The following is a 19,225-nucleotide window of genomic DNA, read 5'->3' on the forward strand; positions in this document are numbered from 1 at the left end:
GCTGCGACTGGTGGCCGCTACTAATAATCTACAAAGTAAGGGCCACGGCGGCGGTGGTCGGGCTCGATGCCGGGGGAACGTCCCCTCACTTTCACTTTATAGCGGATCCCCGCCCCTCATGAGACCTCGAAAAGTCGTTCATACTGCCCGTTGCGAACCAACCCCGACGAAGGATGGAGCGACGGAATTGGGTTACGTGCTGGAGTTCGGGCAGATCAACGCGGCGAATCTCGCGGACGTCGGCGGGAAGGGCGTCGCCCTGGGCGAGCTCTCGCGGATCGACGGCATCCGCGTGCCGGACGGCTTCTGCGTCACGACCGACGCCTTCCAGCGGGTCGTGTCCGCGGTGCCGTCGTTCGACGCCCAGCTCGACCTGCTGTCGAAGGTGGATCCGGACGACCGTGCGGCGGTCCGCGCGCTGAGCGCGGAGATCCGCGCCGCCATCGAGGGCGCGCCGGTGCCCGACGATCTGGTGGCGGCGATCGGGGAGTCGCTGGCCCGGCTCGGGGAGCAGGCCGCCTGCGCGGTGCGTTCGAGCGCGACGGCCGAGGACCTGCCGACGGCGTCCTTCGCCGGTCAGCAGGATTCGTACCTGAACGTCGTGGGGCCGGCGGAGGTGCTTCGGCACGTGCGGCGGTGCTGGGCCTCGCTGTTCACGGAGCGGGCGGTGGTCTATCGGCGTCGTAACGGGTTCGATCACCGTGGGGTGCGGATGGCGGTGGTCGTGCAGCGGATGGTGTTCCCGGACGCGGCGGGGGTGCTGTTCACGGCGGATCCGTTGACGTCGAACCGGAAGGCCGCCGTCGTGGAGGCGGTGTGGGGGCTGGGTGAGGCGCTGGTCTCGGGCGTGGTCGCGGCGGACGTCTACACGGTGCGTGACGACCGGGTCGTGGACGTGTCGGTCGGGGCCAAGGCGCGGGTGGTGCGGGCGTCGCCGACGGGCGGTACCGAGGAGGGGCCGGTCGAGGCCGAGCGGTCGGTCCGGCGGGCTCTGACCGATGAGCAGGCGGTTCGTCTGGTGCGGTTGGGACGGCAGATCGAGGCGCGGTTCGGCCGGCCGCAGGACATCGAGTGGTGCCTGGCCGGTGAGGACTTCCACATCGTCCAGAGCCGGCCGATCACGACGCTGTTCCCGGTTCCGGTCGCCGACGACCAGGACAACCATGTCTATGTCTCCGTGGGCCATCAGCAGATGATGACCGACGCGATGAAGCCGCTGGGATTGTCCTTCTGGCAGCTGACGACGTCGCGGCCGATGGCGGAGGCGGGCGGGCGGCTGTTCGTGGACGTGGCCCCGGTCCTGGCGACGGCAGCGGGCCGGGCGAATCTCATCGGGACGTTGGGGAAGTCCGATCCGCTCATCCGGGACGCGTTGCAGACGGTGGTGGATCGTGGCGACTTCATCCGCGCGGTGCCGGAGGAGGAGTCGGGTGTCGCGCCTGCCGCTGCTCCGCCCGCGCCGATCGAGACCGACCCGGAGCTGGTCGCCGAGCTCGTCCGGGACGGCCGGGAGTCCGTGGCCGCGTTGCGGCGCCGTATCGAGGGGCTGTCCGGGCCGGAGCTGTTCGAGTTCATCCTGGCTGACATCGCGGAGCTGAGGCGTCTGCTGTTCGGCCCGCGCAGCTTCCAGGCGATCATGGCGGGGATGGAGGCCGCCTGGTGGCTGAACGATCACCTGGAGGAGTGGCTGGGGGAGAGGAACGCGGCCGATGTGCTGACGCAGTCCGTTCCGCACAACGTCACGTCGGAGATGGGGCTGGCGCTGCTGGACGTGGCCGACGTGATCCGTCCGCACGCGGAGGTGGTGGCGTTCCTGCAGCGGGTGGCGGCGGAGGAGCGGGATGGCGACGGTTTCCTGGAGGAGCTGGGCGAGCTGCCCGGCGGCCAGGAGGCGGGCGAGGCCGTCCGGGCCTTCCTGGATCAGTACGGCATGCGTTGTGCGGGGGAGATCGACATCACCCGGACGCGCTGGAGTGAGCGGCCCGCCATGCTCGTTCCGGTGATTCTCGGCAATGTCCGGAATTTCGAGGCGGGTGCCGGTGCGCGGCGTTACGAGCAGGGGCGTCAGGAGGCCCTGCGGAAGGAGCGGGAGGTGCTGGCGAGCCTGCGTGCCCTGCCCGACGGGGAGCGGAAGGCGGAGGAGGCCGAGCGGATGATCGCCCGGGTGCGCACGTTCGCGGGATATCGGGAGTTTCCCAAGTACGGCATGGTCTGCCGCTATCTGGCCTACAAGCAGGCGTTGTGGCGGGAGGCCGATCGTCTCGTCCGGGCGGGTGTGTTGCGGGAGCGGGAGGACGTCTTCTTCCTGCGGTTCCAGGAGCTGCAGGAGGTCGTGCGCACGGGCGAGGCGGACGGCGAGCTCGTCCTGCGGCGGCGGGAGGACTTCCGGTGGCACGAGACCCTGCGCCCGCCGCGGGTGCTCACGTCGGACGGCGAGGTGCTCGCCGGCCGGTACCAGCGCGAGGACGTGCCGCCAGGGGCGCTGGCCGGTCTGGCGGTGTCGGGAGGGACCGTCGAGGGCCGTGCCCGGGTGGTGCTGGACATGGCGCGGGCCGATCTGGCGGCGGGTGACATCCTGGTCACGGCGTTCACGGACCCGAGCTGGACCCCGCTGTTCGTGGGCATCGCCGGCCTGGTGACGGAGGTGGGCGGTCTGATGACGCACGGGGCGGTGATCGCCCGGGAGTACGGGCTGCCGGCGGTGGTGGGCGTGGAGGGGGCCACCCGGCTGATCCGGGACGGGCAGCGGATCCGCGTGCACGGGACCGACGGGTACGTCGAGATCCTCGACTGAGCCGCGGCGGACCTGTCCCGTGTGCCGGGGTCAGAGCGCCGGTGCCGGCACGTTCAGCGGCTGCCGGCTGCCGTGGTCGGCGGGGGCCTGGAGGCGGGGCGGCTGTTCGGGGGCCGGGCAGTGGCCCTGGCAGTAGCCGTTGACGACGACGAGGCGTCCGCGGGCGGCCGTGTAGTCGCTGCGCTGCCGGCCGGGGAGGACTCCCTTGCAGGTAGGGCAGCAGATGGGCTGGTCGGCTGTCATCAGGGCCTTCCGACGTCGTGGATGTGGTGGGCGCGGGTGCTCCGGGCCGACGGCGGCTCCGGAGCACCGGGTCGGCGGGAGGTGCCGTGGTGGTCTGTGCTCAGGCCACCAGGGGGCTCTTCACCGTGCGCCTTCTGCAGTATGGCGACCGTGCGCGGGGGAGGGGCGGGCGGGGTGGGGCGGCGGGCTGAGGATCATCCCTCGCGGGGTTGTTTCCTTCCTCCCGCTTGGCAGCGGCTTCGCCCGCAGGTGGGGTTCCGCGGTCGATCACGGCTCTGCTGTTCCGGCCGGCGCCTCGGGTGAGCTTCGCAGGGTCAGAGCTTGATGAGGACTTTGAGGCTTTTGCGGTCGGCCATGTCCCGATAGCCGGCCGGGACGCCGTCGAGGCCGGTGGTGGCGTCGAAGACCTTGCCGGGTTCGATGGCGCCGTTCAGGATGTCGGGCATCAGTTCCTCGATGTAGGCCCGGACCGGGGCCGGGCCGCCGGCCAGGCGCAGGTTGTGGCGGAACAGGCTGCCCATGCCGATCGGCGCGTCGTCGTACTGCGGGACGCCGACGCGGCTGATGACGCCGCCGGGCCGGACGACCCCGAGCGCCTGCTGGTAGGCGGGCATGTTGCCGACGGCTTCCAGGACGACGTGGGTGCCGTCGCCGCCGGTGAGGTCGCGTACCTGCTCGACGCCCTCCTCGCCGCGGGCGGCCACGACGTCGGTGGCGCCGAACTCGCGGCCGAGGTCGGTGCGGGCCTGGTGGCGTCCCATGAGGATGATCTGCTCGGCGCCCAGGCGCCTGGCCGACAGCACGGCCAGCAGGCCGACGGCGCCGTCGCCGATGACGGTGACGCGGGTGCGCCGGTCGACGCCGCCGGCCACGGCGGCGTGGTGGCCGGTGCCGAGCACGTCCGCGAGCGTCAGCAGGGACGGCATGAGGGCCGAGTCGGCCTCGACCGGCAGCTTGACCAGGGTGCCGTCGGCGAGCGGGACGCGTACCGCCTCGGCCTGGCCGCCCTCGTCCGGTTCGGCGTCCCAGAAGCCGGCCTGCGGGTCGGCGCAGGAGGTGTGCAGGCCCTCGCGGCAGAACCGGCAGGTGTTGTCGGAGATGGCGAACGGCGCCACGACCAGGTCGCCCCGCTTGAGGGTGGTCACCTGCGAGCCGATGTCCTCGATGACGCCGATGAACTCGTGCCCCATCCGGGCGGGGCCGTCCTCCGGGTTCATCGAGCCGTAGGGCCACAGGTCGCTGCCGCAGATGCAGGACGCGGTGACGCGGACCAGCGCGTCGGTGGGCAGCTTGACGGCCGGATCGGGCACCTGCTCGACGCGGACGTCGCCGGCGCCGTACATCAGGGTTGCGCGCATCGAAGGTTCTCCGATTTCGTTCTTGGGCGGTGGCGTTCGCGAGCGGGCCCGAGCGTCCCGGCTTCCTGGCTCCTCCCCTCCTGACCTGGGCATACACCAGGCCGGGGAGATCCGGTGCGGCGGTGGCGCCGAGCCCGGAGACCCCCGGCGGCACGTCCGAGGAGCGGCCCAAGCCCTGGCCGGCCTGGCGGCCGGCCGTCCCCAGGAGACACCCTCCGCCGGTACGATCCGGCCGTGTGAGCGTGGGGCGAACTCTGCAGGAGCGGGTCACCGTGCTGCGCGGCGGGCTGCCGTGCCCGGGGGTCCGGGTGGGCCGGGTGGCGGCGTACGAGTTCGACATCGGGATCCGGGAGAGCGGCGACAGCTCACCGCGCGGCAGGTCGCGGAGGTCCTGGCCGCCGCGCAGGCGTTCGCCGACAAGTACCTCCAGGGTGAGGGGCACCACGGGCCGGAGTGGCCGGACTTTCCGCCGGCCGCGCTGTCGGCCGTGCGCGAGGTGGAGATCCCCCGTACATGGGGGACGGGTTCACCTGGTGGCGGGCTTCTTGGTCTTCGTTCCGACGCCGCCGAACAGGGCCAGGCCGCTGACGACGACCCGCGGCGCCCCCTGCCTCCTGTTGACGGCGCGCCGGTCGAACGCGCCGAACAGCCCGAAGCCCTTGACCTCCACCTCGACGTCGTCGGGGACGACGACCTCGGTGTACCCCCACAGGGCGAAGGCGCGCACCCGGATCTCCTGGCCGGCGAAGCGGGCGTCGCGCAGGTCGATCTCGCCGCCGCCGAAGACCGACAGGGAGGTGAACACGCGCGGGGCGATCCAGCGGCCCTTGCGGCTGAACCAGCCGAACACGCTGAAGGCGAAGCGCGAGTGGGGCTCGTCCCGGACCACCAGTGAGTCCGTCCTGGCGGGTTCGGGGAGGTCGCGGCCCGCGTGCGCGAGCTCGCCCTGGGTGCGGGCCGAGTAGATCTCGCCGAGCCGCTGGTCCAGCTCGGCCAGCTCGATCCGGCCCGCGGCGGCGGCGTCCTGGAGTCGCCGGGCCGCCCGCTCGCGCTCCTCGTCGGAGGGGCGTACCGGCCGGGCGGGGATGAGGTCGGGGTGCTCGGGCATGCGCGGTCCTGTCCGTGTGGTCGAAGTGACGGGACCATCCTATTCTCCAAGTGGAGAACAAGTCAGCCGGCCGGCTCCAGCCCTGACTCCTCCACCATGTGGGCGCCCATCATCCGCGCGAGCTGGACGCGGAACTCCGCCTCGCGGGCCGGGTCGTCGGGATCGTGACCCAGGCCCGCCAGCCACGACCGGCCGCCGATCGCGAACCCGTACGCGGCCGACAGGCCCACCAGGACCACGGCCTCGATGCGCGACCGGCTGGGCACCGGCCGTCCGGCGAGCGCGGCCCGGATCCCGGCCTCCATCGTGTCGATCAGCTCCACCAGCTCCGGCCGCGCGGCTCCCCGGTAGTCGGCGTGCATCTCGGTCCAGACGAACAGGCGCAGATAACGTTCGTCGGCCAGGGTGTCGAAGAGCACGCCCATCATTCCCGCCGCGGTGGGCACGCCGTCCTCGGCCTGGATGCGCTCGCGTACGCGGGCTTCGATCCGGTCGTTCTCGGCCCGCAGCACCTCCCGGACCAGGGCGGCGTAGGTGCCGAAATAGTGGGACACGAGCCCATGGGCGACCCCGGCGGCCTCGGCGATCTGCCGCAGGCTGACGTTGTCCGGGCCGCGTTCCCTGATCAGCTCGGCCGCGGCGGCCAGCAGCTCGGCACGTGATTCCGCAGGGCTGCGCCTGCGTCTGGGTGGCATGACCGGCAGTGTATTGTCCGCCGGTCCACGGGGGCCGGTCCTCGTGCGCCGGTCCGCGCGTGCCGGTTGAGCTGCGTGGATGCCGGCGCGGCAGATCGCATCCGATATGTTCTTGTTTGTCAGGTCTTTGCGCTTTCTTGGGGGGATTGTCGGTGCGCGCGATACCGCTGATCGTGGCTCTCGTGCTGAGCCTGGCCGGTTGCGGCGCGATCCCGGGACTGCCCTATCGACCCGCCGACCCGCCGACGCCGAGCCGCGCCGCCTCGCCCGTCACCTCGCCGTCCCTGTCTCCGGCTCAGTCTCCGTCGTCGGACGCCACACCGTCCGCGAGTGCCACTCCTGCTCCCTCGGCGACCGCGGAGGCCCTGACCGTTCCCCGGGCCCGGACGGCCATGCGCACGTGGGTGGCCCAGTACAACGCGGCGCTCAAGAAACGCAAGTGGTGGCGGTCGAACGCCCGGCTCGACGCGCTGTTCGTCGAAGGGGCCCTGTACGAGGGCGTCCTGGAACGCAGCCGGGAGGGCTTCGGCTGGAAGCCGGGGCACAAACCGATCAACCCGACCGGCACCCCGACGATCTATGTGCCCAGGCCGGAGCGGCAGCCGCCGGCCGGGGACTGGTTCATCGCGAAGGCGACCTACCGGGACACCAAGGGCCACAGCCGTCCGCACCTGCTCGCGTTCCTGTGCTCTGCCGGGCAGTCCTTCCGGCTGGCCGTCGTGACCCCGATGCACTGGGGCCAGACGATGCCCAAGCCGCTGCTCGACGCCGACGGCTACATCACGGACATGGACGACGCGATGGCGGCCGCCGTGGCCGAGGAGTACCGCAACTTCTGGAACGGGGACAGGAAGAAGGAGGGCGACTCCGGCTACCGCCTGGCCAAGGACAGCTACAGCCGCAAGGCGTTCCCCGCGGTCAACAAGGGGATGTACGTCGGGTTCGCCGGCCGCGGCTCGGTGTTCGGCTTCCGTACGGCGAGTGGCGGCATGTTCTTCCTGTTCGCCCTGCTCAACGACGCCAAGAGCGTCAACAACGTGCTGAGCGAGGCGGTGCTGGTGCCCAAGGGCAGCAAGGCCGTCCAGGAGCTCGGCGGCAGCTGGTTCTCCTAGGGACGCTCCTGCCCCGCGGGCGAGGCCGGGCAGGGGCGACGCGGCCCGGCGCCGACGCCCGTGCCGCGGTACGGCGGCCGAGCTCGGGCAGCAGGGACACCACGCCGAGCACGGCCAGCCCGGCGCCCAGCCAGAGGGGAGCACGCAGCCCGAAGCCGTCGATGACCAGCCCGCCGGCCGACGAGCCGATGATCACCCCGAGGGTGATGAAGGAGGCGTGGACGGTGTTGACCAGCGGCCCCGGGTTGCCGACGCGCTGGACGCGTACGGCCATCGCCGGGTTCATGGTCACGCCGACCAGCCCGACGCCCAGCATCGCGATCACCGCCGGGACGCTGAGGTGGGCGAACAGCGCGAACCCGGCCAGGAAGACCGTGTTGAGGATCAGCCCGGACAGCAGGACGCGGATGGTGTGCCGGTCGGCCAGGCGTCCGACGACGTGGTTGCCGACCACGGTGGCCGCGCCGTACGCGACGAGCAGGAGCGGGACGGCTCCGGAGGTGAACCCGGTGACCTGGGTGAGGATCGGGCTGAGGTAGCTGAAGGCGGCGAACGTCGCGCCGATGATGAGGGTGCTGGTCGACAGCGCCAGCCACAGCCGGCCGTTCCTGAAGACCGCCGTCTCCTGCCTGAAGCCGCCGTCGCCGCCGGCGCGTCCGAGGCCGGGAACGCCCGCTGTCGTGGCGAGCGCGGCGAGCACGGTCAGGGCGCCGACGGCCCAGAAGGCGGCGCGCCAGCCGAACTGCCCGCCGATCAGGGTGGACAGCGGCAGCCCGAGCAGGGTGCCGAGCATCAGGCCGTTCAGGACGACGGCGAGGGCGCGGCCGCGCACCTCCGGGCGGCTCAGCTGGACGGCCACCGAGATGGCGACGCCGAAGAACGCCTGGGAGGCGACGCCGGTGATGACGCGCGCGACCATCATGACCGCGTAGGAGGGCGCGACGGCGGCGAGCACGTTGCCTGCCAGGAAGACGGCGAACAGCAGCATGAGTGCGGGTTTGGGGCGGATCCGTACCAGGGCGACGGTCATCAGCGGGCCGCCCGCCGACATGGCCACCGCGAAGGCGGTGATCAGGTAGCCGATCTGGGAGATGGTCACGCCGAGCCCGCCCGCCATCTGGGGCATCAGGCCACCGACGGCGAACTCGCTGGTCACCATGGCGAAGATGCCGATGGCCAGGACATAGACGGCTCTGGGCATGGGAGCTCCTTTTTGCATCGATCGGTGTAGAACTCGGGAACGAAAAAACAGCGGTCAGGCCAGGGCGTCCATGGCCGTGGCGGCGATGGCCTCGATGGTGGCGTCGTCGGCGCCGCCCTGGGCGGCCACCCGGATCCCGGCGATCACGGCGTTGACGAACCGGGCGAGCTCGGCGGGGTCGCGGGTGGAGCCGATGTCGCCGTCGCGCTGCCCGCTCCTGATGACCGCGCTCAACCCGGCGGCCCGGCGCTCGGCGTCGCGGGCGAGCATCAGGGCGATCTCCGGGTCGCGGCCGGCGAGCTCCATCGTGGTGTTGACGGTCAGGCAGCCGAGGCCGTGGCCGTCGCGCCGGTTCTCCGCCTCGGTCCGCAGGATCCTGGCGAACAGCGCGCGGATGCGCTCGATCGCCGGCAGCTCGTGATCGTCGAGGATGCGCAGCTGGTCGGCGGTGGTGGCGTCCATGTAGCGGGTCAGTGCGCGCTTGAACAGCTCGCGCTTGTTGGTGAAGGCGTTGTACACGCTGCTGCGGTCGAGGCCGAGCACCTCGCACAGGTCTCTGGTGGAGGTGGACTCGTAGCCGTTCGCCCAGAACGTGCGCATCGCGGTGTCCAGGGCACGGTCCTCGTCGAACGATCTCGGCCTCGCCATGCGAGCACGCTACCGGTTTTGCATCGATTGGTGCAATACGCCGGGCGCGCCGGACGCGGCTCCGCGGGTGAAGGCCGCACGGTAGGCGGTGGGCGACAGGCCGGTGCGGTGGGAGATGTGCTGGCGCAGCGAGTCCGTGGTGACCAGGCCGCTGAGCTGGGCCACCTGGCCCATGGGCAGGTCCGTGCTCTCCAGCAGTTCCCTGGCCTGTTCCACCCGCTGGTGGAGCAGCCACTGCAGCGGGCTGTGGCCGGTCTCGGCGTGGAAGCGGCGGGTCAGCGTGCGCACGCTGGTGCGGGCGTGGGCGGCGAGGTCGGCGCGGGTGAGGGGCTCGTGCAGCCGCTCCAGCGCCCATGCCCGGGTGGCGGCGAGCGAGAGGCCGGTCTCGGGCGGCAGCGGGGAGGCGATGAACTGGGCCTGCCCGCCGGGACGCACCGGCGCGGCCACGACCAGCCGGGCCACGGCGTTGGCCGCGGCGGCGCCGTAGTCGCCGCGCACCATGTGCAGGCACAGGTCGATGCCGGCGGACAGGCCGGCGGAGGTCCAGATGTTGCCGTCCTCGACGTAGAGCACGTCAGGGCGTAGGTCGACGGTCGGGAAGCGGTGGCGGAACTCCTCCGACCTGGCCCAGTACGTGGTGGCGCGGCGGCCCTCCAGCAACCCCGCCCGCGCCAGGACGAAGGCGCCGGTGCAGATCGAGGCGACGCGCCGGCCGGCCTCCGCCGCCCGGCGCAGGGCCCGCAGGACCCGGGGGTCGACGTCGTCGCGGGCGCCCGTCCCGGTGACGATGACGGTGTCGGCGTCCTCGACGATCTCCAGCCCGTGCGTGACGGTGACGTGGAGGCTGCCGCTGGTGACGACGGGACCGGGTACGGCGGTGCAGATCCGGACGTCGTACCCGGGTCGGCCGTCCACGGTCATCTCGCCGAGCACCAGCTCCGGGATGGACAGGTCGAACGTCGTGGCCGGCGGGACGGCGATGACGGCCACACGGTGCATGGCCCGAACCTCCGGATACTTGGCATTCGGGCCACTATTGTACTGATCGCCGGCGGTGCAGGGTGGACAACCGGTGTCACTGTCCCCTGTGTCTGGAGAAGATCGTGTCTTTTCATGTCGTCGTCGGTGCCGGAGCCACCGGATCGGCCGCCGCCCGGCTGCTGGCCGAGTCCGGGCAGCAGGTCCGATTGGTCACCCGGAGCGGCAGTGGCCCGGTCCATCCCCGGATCGAACGCGTGTCCGCCGACGCCGGCGACGTCGCCCGGCTGGCGGAGCTGGCCGAAGGGGCGGCCGTCCTGTTCAACTGCGCGATGCCGCCCTACGATCGCTGGCCGGCCGAGTGGCCGCCGCTGGCCGCCGCGTTGCTGGCCGCCGCCGGGCGCAGCGGGGCCGACTACGTCATGCTCGGCAACACCTACGGGTACGGGCCGGTCGAGGGCCCCGTCGCCGACGGGGCGCCGATGGCGCCGACCAGCCGGAAGGGCCAGGTCCGGGCGCGGATGTGGCAGGACGCCCTCGCCGCTCACGAGGCGGGCCGGGTCCGGGTGACCGAGGTCAGGGCCGCCGACTTCCTCGGCGCCGGCGCGTACTCGCCGTTCACGCTCATGGTCGGGGCGCAGGTGCTGGCCGGCGCGCCCGTCTCCTATCCCGGTGACCTGGACGCGCCCCACAGCTGGTCCTACACCGGCGACACGGCCCGCACGCTCGTCGCCGCCGCGGGGCACGAGGCGTCCTGGGGACGGGCCTGGCACGTGCCCTCCACCAGCGAACTTCCGGTGCGCGGGCTCGCCCGGCGCCTGGCCGAAGCCGCTCAGGCGCCCGAGCCGCGGCTGGCGCGCATGTCCCTGGGCGAGCTGGAGGAGATCGGGCGCACCGACTCGATCATGGCCGAGTTCCCCGAGATGTTGTACCTGTACGACCGGCCCAACGTGCTCGACGCGTCCTCGACGGTCGAGATCCTCGGCGTCGCGGCGACCCCGATCGACGACGTCCTGACGGAGATGGCCGTCGCGGCAGGGAGCGTGCAGGGCGCGCGATGACCTCGCCCGCGAACCGCGGGTCAGCGGGGGAGTTCGTCCAGTGCGGCGGTCGGGGCGTTCAGCTGGAGGGCGGTGTAGGCCTTGCGGGTGCTGGTCTCGCCGGAGATCAGCACGGCGCGGTCGTCGCGGCGGAAGGCCAGCAGGTGACCGCCGGCGTCGAGGACGGTGACGCTGACCGCGACCCCGGCCGTCTCGGCGGCGGTGCGGGCGGCCGAGACCAGGGCCTCGGCGTCGGCGGTGGTCAGCGGGGTGAGGGTGGTGGCGTTCATGATGATTCTCCTACGGTGAGACGGATGCGAAGCCAGGACGGTCAGTCGTGGACGAGCGCGGGAACCGGGACCGCGGCGCCGGCCGGTTCACGCGCGGGCGCGCGGCGCTCCAGGGCGGCGGACCAGAAGGCGAGCGCGAGTGCCGCGGCGGCGAGGATGGCGCCGACCCAGTTGGGAGCGGTGTAGCCCAGGCCCGCGGCGATGACGAGGCCGCCCAGCCAGGCCGCGAGCGCGTTGCCGAGGTTGAACGCGCCGATGTTGACCGCGGAGGCCAGCGTCGGCGCGCCGTGCGCCTGGTCGAGGACGCGCTTCTGCAGCGGCGGCACGGTGGCGAAGCCCAGCGCCCCGACCAGGAAGATGCTCGCCGCGGCGGCGACCTTGTCGTGCGCGGTCAGGGTGAACAGCGCCAGCACGACCGCGAGGCCGCCGAGGGTGGTGTAGAGCAGGGGCATCAGGGCGCGGTCGGCGAAGCGACCGCCGAGCAGGTTGCCGAGGAACATGCCGGCGCCGAACAGCACGAGCAGCCAGGTGACCGCGTCGGCGGAGTAGCCGGCCACCTGCGTCATCATCGGCGCGACGTAGGTGATCGCGGCGAAGACGCCGCCGAAGCCGAGCACGGTCATCGCCATCGCCAGCAGCACCTGCGGGTTGCGGAACGCCGTCAGCTCCGGGCGCAGGCGGGTGCCTTCCGGCCGGGGCATGGCGGGCACGAGCACGGCGATGCCGAGCAGGCCGACCAGGCCCAGCACGGCGACGATCGCGAAGGTGGTGCGCCAGCCCACCGCCTGCCCGATGAAGGTGCCCAGCGGCACGCCCACGACGTTCGCGACGGTCAGGCCGGTGAACATGGTGGCGATGGCGCCGGCCTTCTTGTGCGGGGCGACCAGGTCGGCGGCGGCCACCGAGCCGATGCCGAAGAACGCGCCGTGGGCCATCGAGGCCACGATCCGGCCGCCGAGCATCACACCGAAGCCGGGCGCCAGCGCGGACAGCAGGTTGCCGACCACGAACAGGCCCATCAGCACGAGCAGCATCGTCTTGCGGCTGATCCTGGTGCCGAGCACCGTCATCAACGGCGCGCCGATGACCACGCCGATCGCGTAGCCGGTGACCAGCAGGCCGGCGGTGGGGATGGAGACACCGTAGTCGCCGGCGATCTCGGGGAGCAGGCCCATGATCACGAACTCGGTGGTGCCGATCCCGAAGGCCCCGATGGCCAGGGCGAGGAGTGCGAGAGGCATCGCGCGACCCTTCTTACTATTGCTACTGCTTCTTGCAAGCTTCGACAATAGTTGCACACGCGCTATAAAGGCAAACGCTGGCATTCGGCTTGGGTGTGTTGATCTCGCGGTTGTCGCGGAGGGGGAGGGACGCGCCTGGGGGCGAGGGGCCGCTGGTCGGGGCGGCGATGCGGGCGGGCTGGAGCCGGCTTGAAGGGCCAGGTGTCGCGGCGCGGTGGCCCCGATGTCGGGGCGGGTGGGCCGCAGGTGGCGCGGGCTCGAAGAGGTGTCGCCGTGCGTGCGCGGGGCGCTGCGAGGGGAGCTGAATGGCCTTATGGGGCGGGGTCGTTGTGTCTTGCCGGGGGTTCCCGGCGCTTGCGTCGTGGTGGCCGCGGGGGTTCCGGGTCCTGGTGGCGGCGGCTGCGGGGGTTCCCGGTCCTGGTGTTGTGGCGGCACGGCCGTCCGGTGTTCGGGCTCCGGACGGCCGTGCTCCGCGTGAACGGATCGGTTCCGTTAGGGTCAGCCGCAGTTGCCCCACGTGGAGCGTCCGCCGATGGCGCGGGCGCCGCTGGGCGCCTCGATGACTGCCGAGTACTTCACGCAGGCGCCCTTGGCGCCGGCGTAGACCGGGCCGCCGTAGTACTTGACGGTCTCGCTCACGCCGTAGCTGCTACCGCCCTGGACGGTGAGCGTGACGTTGGTCCAGGTGCTGGTGCCGACGTAGTTGCTCTTGACGACCGTCACGCAGTTCTTGCCGGTGCTGCTGTTGTAGGTCAGGTACACCGTCCCCCAGACCTTGGTGTAGTTGTGCATCTCGCTCTGGTGAACGACCTTGTATCCGGAGCCGCAGTAGACGTCCGCGTTCGCGGCCGTCGGGATCGCCATGAGGGAGGTGGCGGCGACGAGGGTGAACGCGGCGGCCGTGAGGGTCTTCCTGAGCACAGGCATCCTTCAATCTGCTGGCATTTCGGTCATGATCTAACTCCCTTTTTACCATATGTTCGAATGTCTCAAGATCCATAAGCGGCGGGGGAGGAGCAGAACTCCGCGGCCAGGGCGTCGTTGAAGACGCTCAGGGGCGCCCAGTCGCCGTTGACCTGGGTGGTCAGGCGGTGCTTGCCGTCGCGGGTGCCCATGCTGTAGCTCCACGATCCGTACGTGGCGCCGGCGTTGCCCCACACGCTGGTGCCGCAGGGCAGCTTCTGTTCGAAAATGCCCAGGCCGTACCGGGTGCCGGGGATCCAGCCCGCTCCTTCGGTGGAGACGGTCGTGAGCATCTCGCGCAACTGCGCGCCCGGCAGGACGCGCCCGCCGAACAGGGCGGCGAAGAACCGGTTGAGGTCGGTGGTGGTGGAGATGAGGCCACCGGCGGCCCAGGCGAAGGACTGGTTCATCCGGGTGGCGTCGTGGACGGTGGGCTGGGGGTCGCGGGAGAACAGGATGGAGTAGTGCACGGGGTGCGGGCCCCGGATCCCGGGGTCGGCGCCGGGCAGGGAGGTGCCGTTCAGCCGCAGGGGGCGGATGACGGTCCGGTTGAGTTCCTGGTCGAACGTCCGGCCCGTCGCCTTCTCGACGATCATCGCGGCCAGGATGTAGTTGGTGTTGGAGTACTTGAAGCGCCCGCCCGGCTCGCCGGTGGGCGGGTGGGCCAGGGCGATCTTCACCAGCTGCTGGGGGGTGTAGGTGTCGAAGCGGTGCTTGAACCACTCCGCGCCGCCGCCCGTGTTGAAGAACTTCTCGTCGTCGGTGTAGGCGAAGATGCCGCTGGTCTGGTTGAGCAGCTGCCTGATGGTGATCTTGCCGGGTTCGTAGGCGCTGCCGTCGAACAGGCCGGGCAGGTGCCTGTCGAGGGTGTCGTCGAGGCTCAGCTTCCCTTCGGCCGCGAGCTTGAGCACCACGGTGGCGGTGAACGCCTTGGAGGCGCTGCCGATGCGGAACCGCTCGTTCTGCCGGCGCTCGCGCCCGGTCCCGGTGTCGGACACGCCCGCCGAGCCGAACCAGGAGCGGCGGCCGTCGCGGACGTCGGCGACCATGCCGGGCGCGAGCTTGGCGGCCACCGTCCGGTCGAGCACCTCCTGCACCGCGGGATGCCCGGGAGCGGGGGAGGCGGTGGCGGGCAGGGCCGTGGCGGCCAGGGTGGCGGCGGTGAGCAGCGCCGCTTTCGCGGACTGGGACGCGGTCATGTCGGTTCCTTCCGAGGGGTGGGCCGTCGCGATACTTGATGTTCGCGACAACGGAAAAGCTAACTTGCATTCGCAAAACTGTCAATCGAAAACTGCCTGTTCATCAGGTATTTAGCGCTACTTGCAATGGGATGCCGATGAATGCAAGTCGCCGAAGTTGCAATGAGATGGAGGCGAATGCAAGACTGCACCCGTCCGACTGCGTACGACCAGGAAGGTGCCGCCGATGCCCGGAGGCAGGCTGACCCAGCAGGACCGCCGGCAGATCGCCGAGGGGCTGGCCGAAGGGCTGACCCAGACCGAGATCGCCGCCCGCCTGAACCGGCCGCTGTCCACCGTCACGCGAGAGGTGGCCCGCAACGGCGGCCCCGACGGCTACCAGGCCGACCAGGCGCACCAGGCCACCCGCGACCGCGCCCGCAGGCGTCCGGCGGACCCTGGGTCACGTGACCGCAAGGCGGTCACCGGTCTGGAGGAGGAGTTCACCGCGGTCATGATCGACACCGGGTTGTCGCGGATGACCGCCCGCGTCCTGGCCAGCCTCTACCTCACCGACAGCGGCAGTGCCACCGCGGCCGAGCTCACCCGCAGGCTGCAGGTCAGCCCCGCCTCGGTCTCCAAGGCGATCGGCGAGCTCGAACGGCAGGAGCTGATCCGGCGCGAACGCGACCCGCGCCGGCGGCGCGACCGCTACGTCATCGACGCCGACGCCTGGTTCCGGGGCTGGACGGCCAGCGCCCGCCAGAACACGGTGCTGGCCGACGTCGCCCGCCACGGAGCTGCGACGCTCGGAGCCACCTCGCCCGCCGGGATGCGGCTGCAGGACATCGGCGACTTCTTCGACCACGTCGGCCAGGCCATGCTGCAGGCGGCCGAGGAGTGGCGGCAGGCGTACGCCGCCAAGCAGCTGAGGCGGAACGGCTCATTCAATTGATTGATTGCGCGAGACCAAGCCGTCGACTGGGAGCGAATCGTCCGGACGACCTCTCGACTGATGCAGCGGCAGGGGTACGAGGCGACGGGCCTCAAGCAGATCTCCCAGGAGGCCCAGGCCACGCTGGGGTCGGTCTACCACTTCTTCCCGGGGGGCAAGCGGGAACTGGCGGTCGAGGCGGTCCGCCATGGGGACAGAGAGTTCGCGGAATTCCTGCGCGCGGCGTTCGACCGGGAAGATGATCCGGCCGCGGCGATCGTCGCCTGCACCCGCGAGCTGGCCAAGGGGCTACGGGAGTCCGGCTGGCTGGACGGTTGCCCCGTCACCACCACGGCGCTGGAGAGCGCGGGCCGGGAGCCCGAGATCCAGCAGGCCGCAGAGGACGCCTACGAGAACTGGCGCACGCTGGTCCGCGACAAGCTCAGCCGCTCCGGCCTCGCCGACGACGTGGCGCACGACCTCGCCCACAGCGTGATCAACATGCTGGAAGGCGCGGAGCTGTCGGCGCAGGTGTCCCAGAGCGAGGCGCCGCTGGAGATCGCCGGCAGGCATCTCGCACGGCTTGTCGACTCCTACCGATGAGTTGAGCCCGCTCACGGCTGTCGCGCCGGCTTTCTGAGCACCTCGGTGAGGGCCGAGATGCTCTGATCGCCGTAACCCGCCTCAGCCGCCTGCCTCACCAGGGCATGCAGCGGGACGAGCCAGGCCGTGTCGACGTTCGTCTCCTCGGCCAGGTCCTCGTCGTGGGCCGCTCCCGCGAGGAAGAGGTTCACGGAGGAGGCGGCGTCGGTGTAGTCGCCGCTGTCGATCTCCCTGGCGTAGATCGGCAGCAGGGACTTGACCATGTCCAACCACTTGCCGGCGAAGCGCACGATCGTGTTCACTTCCAGCCCGCGCGCCTGGACCGCGGCGGCCCCCTGGAAGAAACCGGCGAGAGCCGGCAGCAGCATGGCGCCCACCGCCATCTCGTACAGGGCAGCCAGGTCGACCTCGTCGCCGAGGAGGACGGTGTCGCCGCCCAGCACCTTCAGGGTCGTCCGGAACTCCTCGAAGATCGCCTTGTCGCCGCTGTAGTACAGCAGGGTGTCCGGGGCTCCCACGGCCGAGGGCACGTTCTTGACCGCGCCGGCCAGGAACCGGGCGCCGTAGCCGGTGGCCCAGGCGGCCGTCTCGCGGGCGCCGGCCGGGGAGCCGCTGTTGAGGGTGACCAGGGCCCGTCCATGCAGCGACGCGCCGGCGGGCCGCAGTGCCAGCCGGGTGTCCTCGAAGGTGGTCAGGCAGGTGATGACCAGGGGACTCGCCGTCACCGCGTCCTCGATGGCCTCCGCATGCCTGGCTCCCATGGCGATGAGGGGCGCGGCCTTGGCGGCCGTCCTGTTCCAGACGGTGGTCGGGTGTCCGGCCTTGACGAAGGCCTCGGCCAGTGCCGTGCCCATCGAGCCCAGTCCGATGACGGTCACGGGGGTCATGTTCTCGGCAGTCATGTGCATGCTCCAGCCACAGAGATAGGGAGAAGGCGCGCTGTCTTGGAGACCGTTGTGGTCCGGTGCGGGCCTGGTTCATGCTGGCTGGAGCACTTGCGTTCTCACAAGTACCTACATTTTTGCCGGGTACTGACATAAGTGTGAGTATGGGCCGATGAAGGAGACGAAGAAGCGCACGTTCACCTGCGGTCTCGACGCTGCCATCGCCCTCATGGGAGGCAAGTGGAAGGGGCTGATCCTGTTCGCGCTCCACGACGGCCCCCTGCGCTTCGGGGAGTTGCGGCGCGCGGTGCCCGGCATCAGCGAGCGGGTGCTGATCCTGCAGTTGCGGGAGATGGCGACCGCCGGGCTGCTGCATCGTGAGGTCTATCACCAGGTCCCGCCGAAGGTGGAGTACTCGCTCACCGAGTTCGGCCATTCGCTGAACGCCGCGATGGCGCCGCTCGGGGAGTGGGGCGAGGAGCACATCGAGCGCATCGAGGCCATTGTGTGGGACCAGGTGGGGTGAACCGGCGCGGATCGATCGGCGGGCCTCATCACCGCCCGGCCCTACACTCCCGCCCACCGTCGATACCGCTGTCATCGGCCGGCTGACCTGGCTGTGCTAGTCGAGCCAGCCCAGCCGGGTCGCGCGGACACCTGCCTGAAAACGGCTGGTGGCGCCGAGCAGCGCGCTCACCTCACCCACCACCCGCGTGACCGTCCGGGTGGAGACGCCCAGCGTGCGGGCGATCGCCGAGTCCTTGGCGCCGACGGCCAGCAGGCGCAGGACGGCGCGCTGCTGCTCGGTGAGCGCCCCGGCGTCCGAGGAGCCCGGGACGTCCTTGGGCTCCGACGCCGTCATCCAGCAGTTGTCGTACAGCGATGCCAGGGACCTCACCACGCCGCCGCCGCGGATCACCAGCGCGCCGTCGTCCAGGTCGGCGGGGTCGGCCTGGACGACGGCGGTGTGCCGGTCGTAGATGAGCATCCGGGTCGGCACGACGGGCGCGGCCCGCACCTCGCGGCCCTGCCGCGTCCACCGATCCACGAACCCGCGCATCACCGGCTGGGAGAAGGAGCTCTGCGCGTGCAGGGCGCGCACCCGTACCCCTCTGGCGAGCGCGCGCTCGGATCTCTCCAGGCCCTCGGTCAGCGACGCGGGCGTCCAGTCGGTGACCGGATGCATGCTGAGGATCTCGTGCCCGGCCTGTTCGCTCAGTTCCGTGATGCGCCGGGCCAGCCGGGTCGCCATCTCGTCCCGTGCGAAGAACTCGACGTCCATGTCGCGCTCGGCGCGGGCGGGCAGGTTCAGGTAGCTCCGGGCGACCGCGGCGGCCCTGACGTGCTGCTCCACCAGGCGGTCCAGGAGGCGGTGGCTCTCCTCGAGGCTCAGCCTGAGCGTCGCCGCGGCGTCCACCGGAGCCCTGGCCTCCGGGTCGAGCAGGCGCAGCCGGGTGAGATGCTCCCGGGCGCGGGCGATCTGCGCTGTGGTGACGCCCATCGCCGCCGCCGCGTCGGTGAGCGACTCGGCACGCTCCAGCATGCGCGCGTAGATTGCCCTGCTGACCTGGTCGTCATCCTCGTACGGCACGCGGCCGCTCCCTTCTCTCCGTCTTCGACGAGGCCGGGGGCGCGGGTGGGCAGGCACTCGGCGCGGGGACGTGGCATGCCCCACTACTAAGCCTGATGGTAGATGCCCTCTTCGCTGCCGGTGTCGCTCGCTCGACGGTGCGGAGTTCGCTGGGCGCCCGGTGGGCCGGAGTGCGGGTACCTGGGCACGGGCCCAGGAGCTGGATGGCGGTTACCGCTGCGCTCCAACGATGCTCCTTAGTAGTAAGGACTCCAGATTGTAGGGGTATGCGGCATATGTGGCTGAAGGTGCCGGTAATTGGATCCGCCGGCGTCGGCTGGTCGGCTGGGCCCGATGTCGGGCGGGCCGGGGCGCGCTGCGGGGC

At 71.3% G+C, this 19,225-nt stretch carries 19 protein-coding genes; 6 read left to right on the forward strand and 13 right to left on the reverse strand.

The window, feature by feature from the left end; translation table 11 throughout:
* The first annotated feature begins 196 nt into the window (after positions 1-196).
* On the forward strand, positions 197-2,794 hold the full coding sequence (gene rph / locus ACNF49_RS28290) for a rifamycin-inactivating phosphotransferase (RefSeq protein ID WP_482945599.1): 2,598 nt from the start codon (positions 197-199) through the stop codon (positions 2,792-2,794).
* A gap of 30 nt (positions 2,795-2,824) precedes the next feature.
* On the opposite strand, the gene ACNF49_RS28295 is transcribed toward rph, so the two are convergent.
* From ACNF49_RS28295 to ACNF49_RS28310, 4 genes are all read right to left on the reverse strand, one after another.
* Positions 2,825-3,037 (reverse strand): hypothetical protein, encoded by a 213-nt coding sequence (locus tag ACNF49_RS28295; RefSeq protein WP_357978005.1) that lies wholly within the window; start codon positions 3,035-3,037, stop codon positions 2,825-2,827.
* Between the two features lie 314 nt (positions 3,038-3,351).
* Positions 3,352-4,395 carry a zinc-binding dehydrogenase gene (locus ACNF49_RS28300; RefSeq protein ID WP_482939339.1) on the reverse strand — a complete coding sequence of 348 codons (1,044 nt, stop codon included), beginning with the start codon at positions 4,393-4,395 and terminating at the stop codon, positions 3,352-3,354.
* 526 nt (positions 4,396-4,921) lie between these two features.
* Positions 4,922-5,503, reverse strand: a complete 582-nt coding sequence (locus ACNF49_RS28305) for a DUF1707 SHOCT-like domain-containing protein (protein ID WP_357978009.1) — start codon at positions 5,501-5,503, stop codon at positions 4,922-4,924.
* A gap of 62 nt (positions 5,504-5,565) precedes the next feature.
* Positions 5,566-6,198 (reverse strand): TetR/AcrR family transcriptional regulator, encoded by a 633-nt coding sequence (locus ACNF49_RS28310; RefSeq protein ID WP_357978012.1) that lies wholly within the window; start codon positions 6,196-6,198, stop codon positions 5,566-5,568.
* Positions 6,199-6,350: 152 nt separating this feature from the next.
* Between ACNF49_RS28310 and ACNF49_RS28315 the strand changes: the two genes are divergently transcribed.
* Complete coding sequence (locus tag ACNF49_RS28315; RefSeq protein ID WP_482939340.1) at positions 6,351-7,310, forward strand: DUF8094 domain-containing protein; 960 nt, start codon at positions 6,351-6,353, stop codon at positions 7,308-7,310.
* On the opposite strand, the gene ACNF49_RS28320 is transcribed toward ACNF49_RS28315, so the two are convergent.
* The 3 genes from ACNF49_RS28320 to ACNF49_RS28330 are packed head-to-tail and all read right to left on the reverse strand — an operon-like array spanning position 7,228 to position 10,158.
* Positions 7,228-8,511 (reverse strand): MFS transporter, encoded by a 1,284-nt coding sequence (locus tag ACNF49_RS28320; RefSeq protein WP_482939341.1) that lies wholly within the window; start codon positions 8,509-8,511, stop codon positions 7,228-7,230. The two genes, ACNF49_RS28315 and ACNF49_RS28320, sit on opposite strands and share 83 nt — an antisense overlap.
* 54 nt (positions 8,512-8,565) lie before the next feature.
* Entirely contained in the window at positions 8,566-9,159 is a 594-nt protein-coding gene (locus tag ACNF49_RS28325; RefSeq protein ID WP_357978021.1) for a TetR/AcrR family transcriptional regulator, read from the reverse strand.
* A 9-nt stretch (positions 9,160-9,168) separates the two neighbouring features.
* Positions 9,169-10,158 (reverse strand): GlxA family transcriptional regulator, encoded by a 990-nt coding sequence (locus tag ACNF49_RS28330; RefSeq protein WP_482939342.1) that lies wholly within the window; start codon positions 10,156-10,158, stop codon positions 9,169-9,171.
* Between the two features lie 104 nt (positions 10,159-10,262).
* Between ACNF49_RS28330 and ACNF49_RS28335 the strand changes: the two genes are divergently transcribed.
* Positions 10,263-11,198, forward strand: a complete 936-nt coding sequence (locus tag ACNF49_RS28335) for an NAD-dependent epimerase/dehydratase family protein (RefSeq protein ID WP_482939343.1) — start codon at positions 10,263-10,265, stop codon at positions 11,196-11,198.
* 20 nt (positions 11,199-11,218) lie between these two features.
* Here ACNF49_RS28335 and ACNF49_RS28340 read toward each other — a convergent pair whose 3' ends face one another.
* The 4 genes from ACNF49_RS28340 to ACNF49_RS28355 form a co-directional block, all read right to left on the reverse strand.
* Entirely contained in the window at positions 11,219-11,467 is a 249-nt protein-coding gene (locus ACNF49_RS28340) for a GlcG/HbpS family heme-binding protein (protein ID WP_357978030.1), read from the reverse strand.
* Positions 11,468-11,508: 41 nt separating this feature from the next.
* On the reverse strand, positions 11,509-12,708 hold the full coding sequence (locus ACNF49_RS28345) for an MFS transporter (RefSeq protein WP_357978033.1): 1,200 nt from the start codon (positions 12,706-12,708) through the stop codon (positions 11,509-11,511).
* A 498-nt stretch (positions 12,709-13,206) separates the two neighbouring features.
* Positions 13,207-13,629 (reverse strand): spore-associated protein A, encoded by a 423-nt coding sequence (locus ACNF49_RS28350; protein WP_357978035.1) that lies wholly within the window; start codon positions 13,627-13,629, stop codon positions 13,207-13,209.
* A 68-nt stretch (positions 13,630-13,697) separates the two neighbouring features.
* A complete protein-coding gene (locus tag ACNF49_RS28355; protein WP_482939344.1) occupies positions 13,698-14,870 on the reverse strand; it encodes a serine hydrolase domain-containing protein in 1,173 nt (390 codons plus the stop codon).
* A gap of 226 nt (positions 14,871-15,096) precedes the next feature.
* Here ACNF49_RS28355 and ACNF49_RS28360 point away from each other — a divergent pair, with 226 nt between their 5' ends.
* Both ACNF49_RS28360 and ACNF49_RS28365 read left to right on the forward strand, forming a co-directional pair.
* Positions 15,097-15,804: a MarR family transcriptional regulator gene (locus tag ACNF49_RS28360; RefSeq protein WP_482939345.1), complete on the forward strand. Its 708-nt coding sequence runs from the start codon at positions 15,097-15,099 to the stop codon at positions 15,802-15,804.
* Complete coding sequence (locus ACNF49_RS28365) at positions 15,805-16,386, forward strand: TetR/AcrR family transcriptional regulator (protein WP_498703132.1); 582 nt, start codon at positions 15,805-15,807, stop codon at positions 16,384-16,386. It abuts the gene before it with no gap.
* Between the two features lie 11 nt (positions 16,387-16,397).
* Here ACNF49_RS28365 and ACNF49_RS28370 read toward each other — a convergent pair whose 3' ends face one another.
* Positions 16,398-17,288 (reverse strand): NAD(P)-dependent oxidoreductase, encoded by an 891-nt coding sequence (locus ACNF49_RS28370; RefSeq protein WP_482939347.1) that lies wholly within the window; start codon positions 17,286-17,288, stop codon positions 16,398-16,400.
* A gap of 154 nt (positions 17,289-17,442) precedes the next feature.
* Here ACNF49_RS28370 and ACNF49_RS28375 point away from each other — a divergent pair, with 154 nt between their 5' ends.
* Positions 17,443-17,796 carry a winged helix-turn-helix transcriptional regulator gene (locus ACNF49_RS28375; protein ID WP_482939348.1) on the forward strand — a complete coding sequence of 118 codons (354 nt, stop codon included), beginning with the start codon at positions 17,443-17,445 and terminating at the stop codon, positions 17,794-17,796.
* 96 nt (positions 17,797-17,892) lie between these two features.
* On the opposite strand, the gene ACNF49_RS28380 is transcribed toward ACNF49_RS28375, so the two are convergent.
* The gene (locus tag ACNF49_RS28380; protein WP_482939349.1) at positions 17,893-18,861 is read right to left on the reverse strand and encodes a helix-turn-helix transcriptional regulator; all 969 of its coding nucleotides are present in this window, start codon (positions 18,859-18,861) and stop codon (positions 17,893-17,895) included.
* Positions 18,862-19,225 lie beyond the last annotated feature (364 nt).

This window comes from Actinomadura sp. ATCC 39365, from assembly GCF_054392275.1.

Bases quoted from the DNA above. Each gene is read 5' to 3' on its own strand.
- ACNF49_RS28295 (WP_357978005.1), bottom strand. From the start codon at position 3,037: ATGACAGCCGACCAGCCCATCTGCTGCCCTACCTGCAAGGGAGTCCTC.
- ACNF49_RS28300 (WP_482939339.1), bottom strand. From the start codon at position 4,395: ATGCGCGCAACCCTGATGTACGGCGCCGGCGACGTCCGCGTCGAGCAG.
- ACNF49_RS28305 (WP_357978009.1), bottom strand. From the start codon at position 5,503: ATGCCCGAGCACCCCGACCTCATCCCCGCCCGGCCGGTACGCCCCTCC.
- ACNF49_RS28310 (WP_357978012.1), bottom strand. From the start codon at position 6,198: ATGCCACCCAGACGCAGGCGCAGCCCTGCGGAATCACGTGCCGAGCTG.
- ACNF49_RS28320 (WP_482939341.1), bottom strand. From the start codon at position 8,511: ATGCCCAGAGCCGTCTATGTCCTGGCCATCGGCATCTTCGCCATGGTG.
- ACNF49_RS28325 (WP_357978021.1), bottom strand. From the start codon at position 9,159: ATGGCGAGGCCGAGATCGTTCGACGAGGACCGTGCCCTGGACACCGCG.
- ACNF49_RS28330 (WP_482939342.1), bottom strand. From the start codon at position 10,158: ATGCACCGTGTGGCCGTCATCGCCGTCCCGCCGGCCACGACGTTCGAC.
- ACNF49_RS28340 (WP_357978030.1), bottom strand. From the start codon at position 11,467: ATGAACGCCACCACCCTCACCCCGCTGACCACCGCCGACGCCGAGGCC.
- ACNF49_RS28345 (WP_357978033.1), bottom strand. From the start codon at position 12,708: ATGCCTCTCGCACTCCTCGCCCTGGCCATCGGGGCCTTCGGGATCGGC.
- ACNF49_RS28355 (WP_482939344.1), bottom strand. From the start codon at position 14,870: ATGACCGCGTCCCAGTCCGCGAAAGCGGCGCTGCTCACCGCCGCCACC.
- ACNF49_RS28360 (WP_482939345.1), top strand. From the start codon at position 15,097: ATGCCCGGAGGCAGGCTGACCCAGCAGGACCGCCGGCAGATCGCCGAG.
- ACNF49_RS28370 (WP_482939347.1), bottom strand. From the start codon at position 17,288: ATGACTGCCGAGAACATGACCCCCGTGACCGTCATCGGACTGGGCTCG.
- ACNF49_RS28375 (WP_482939348.1), top strand. From the start codon at position 17,443: ATGAAGGAGACGAAGAAGCGCACGTTCACCTGCGGTCTCGACGCTGCC.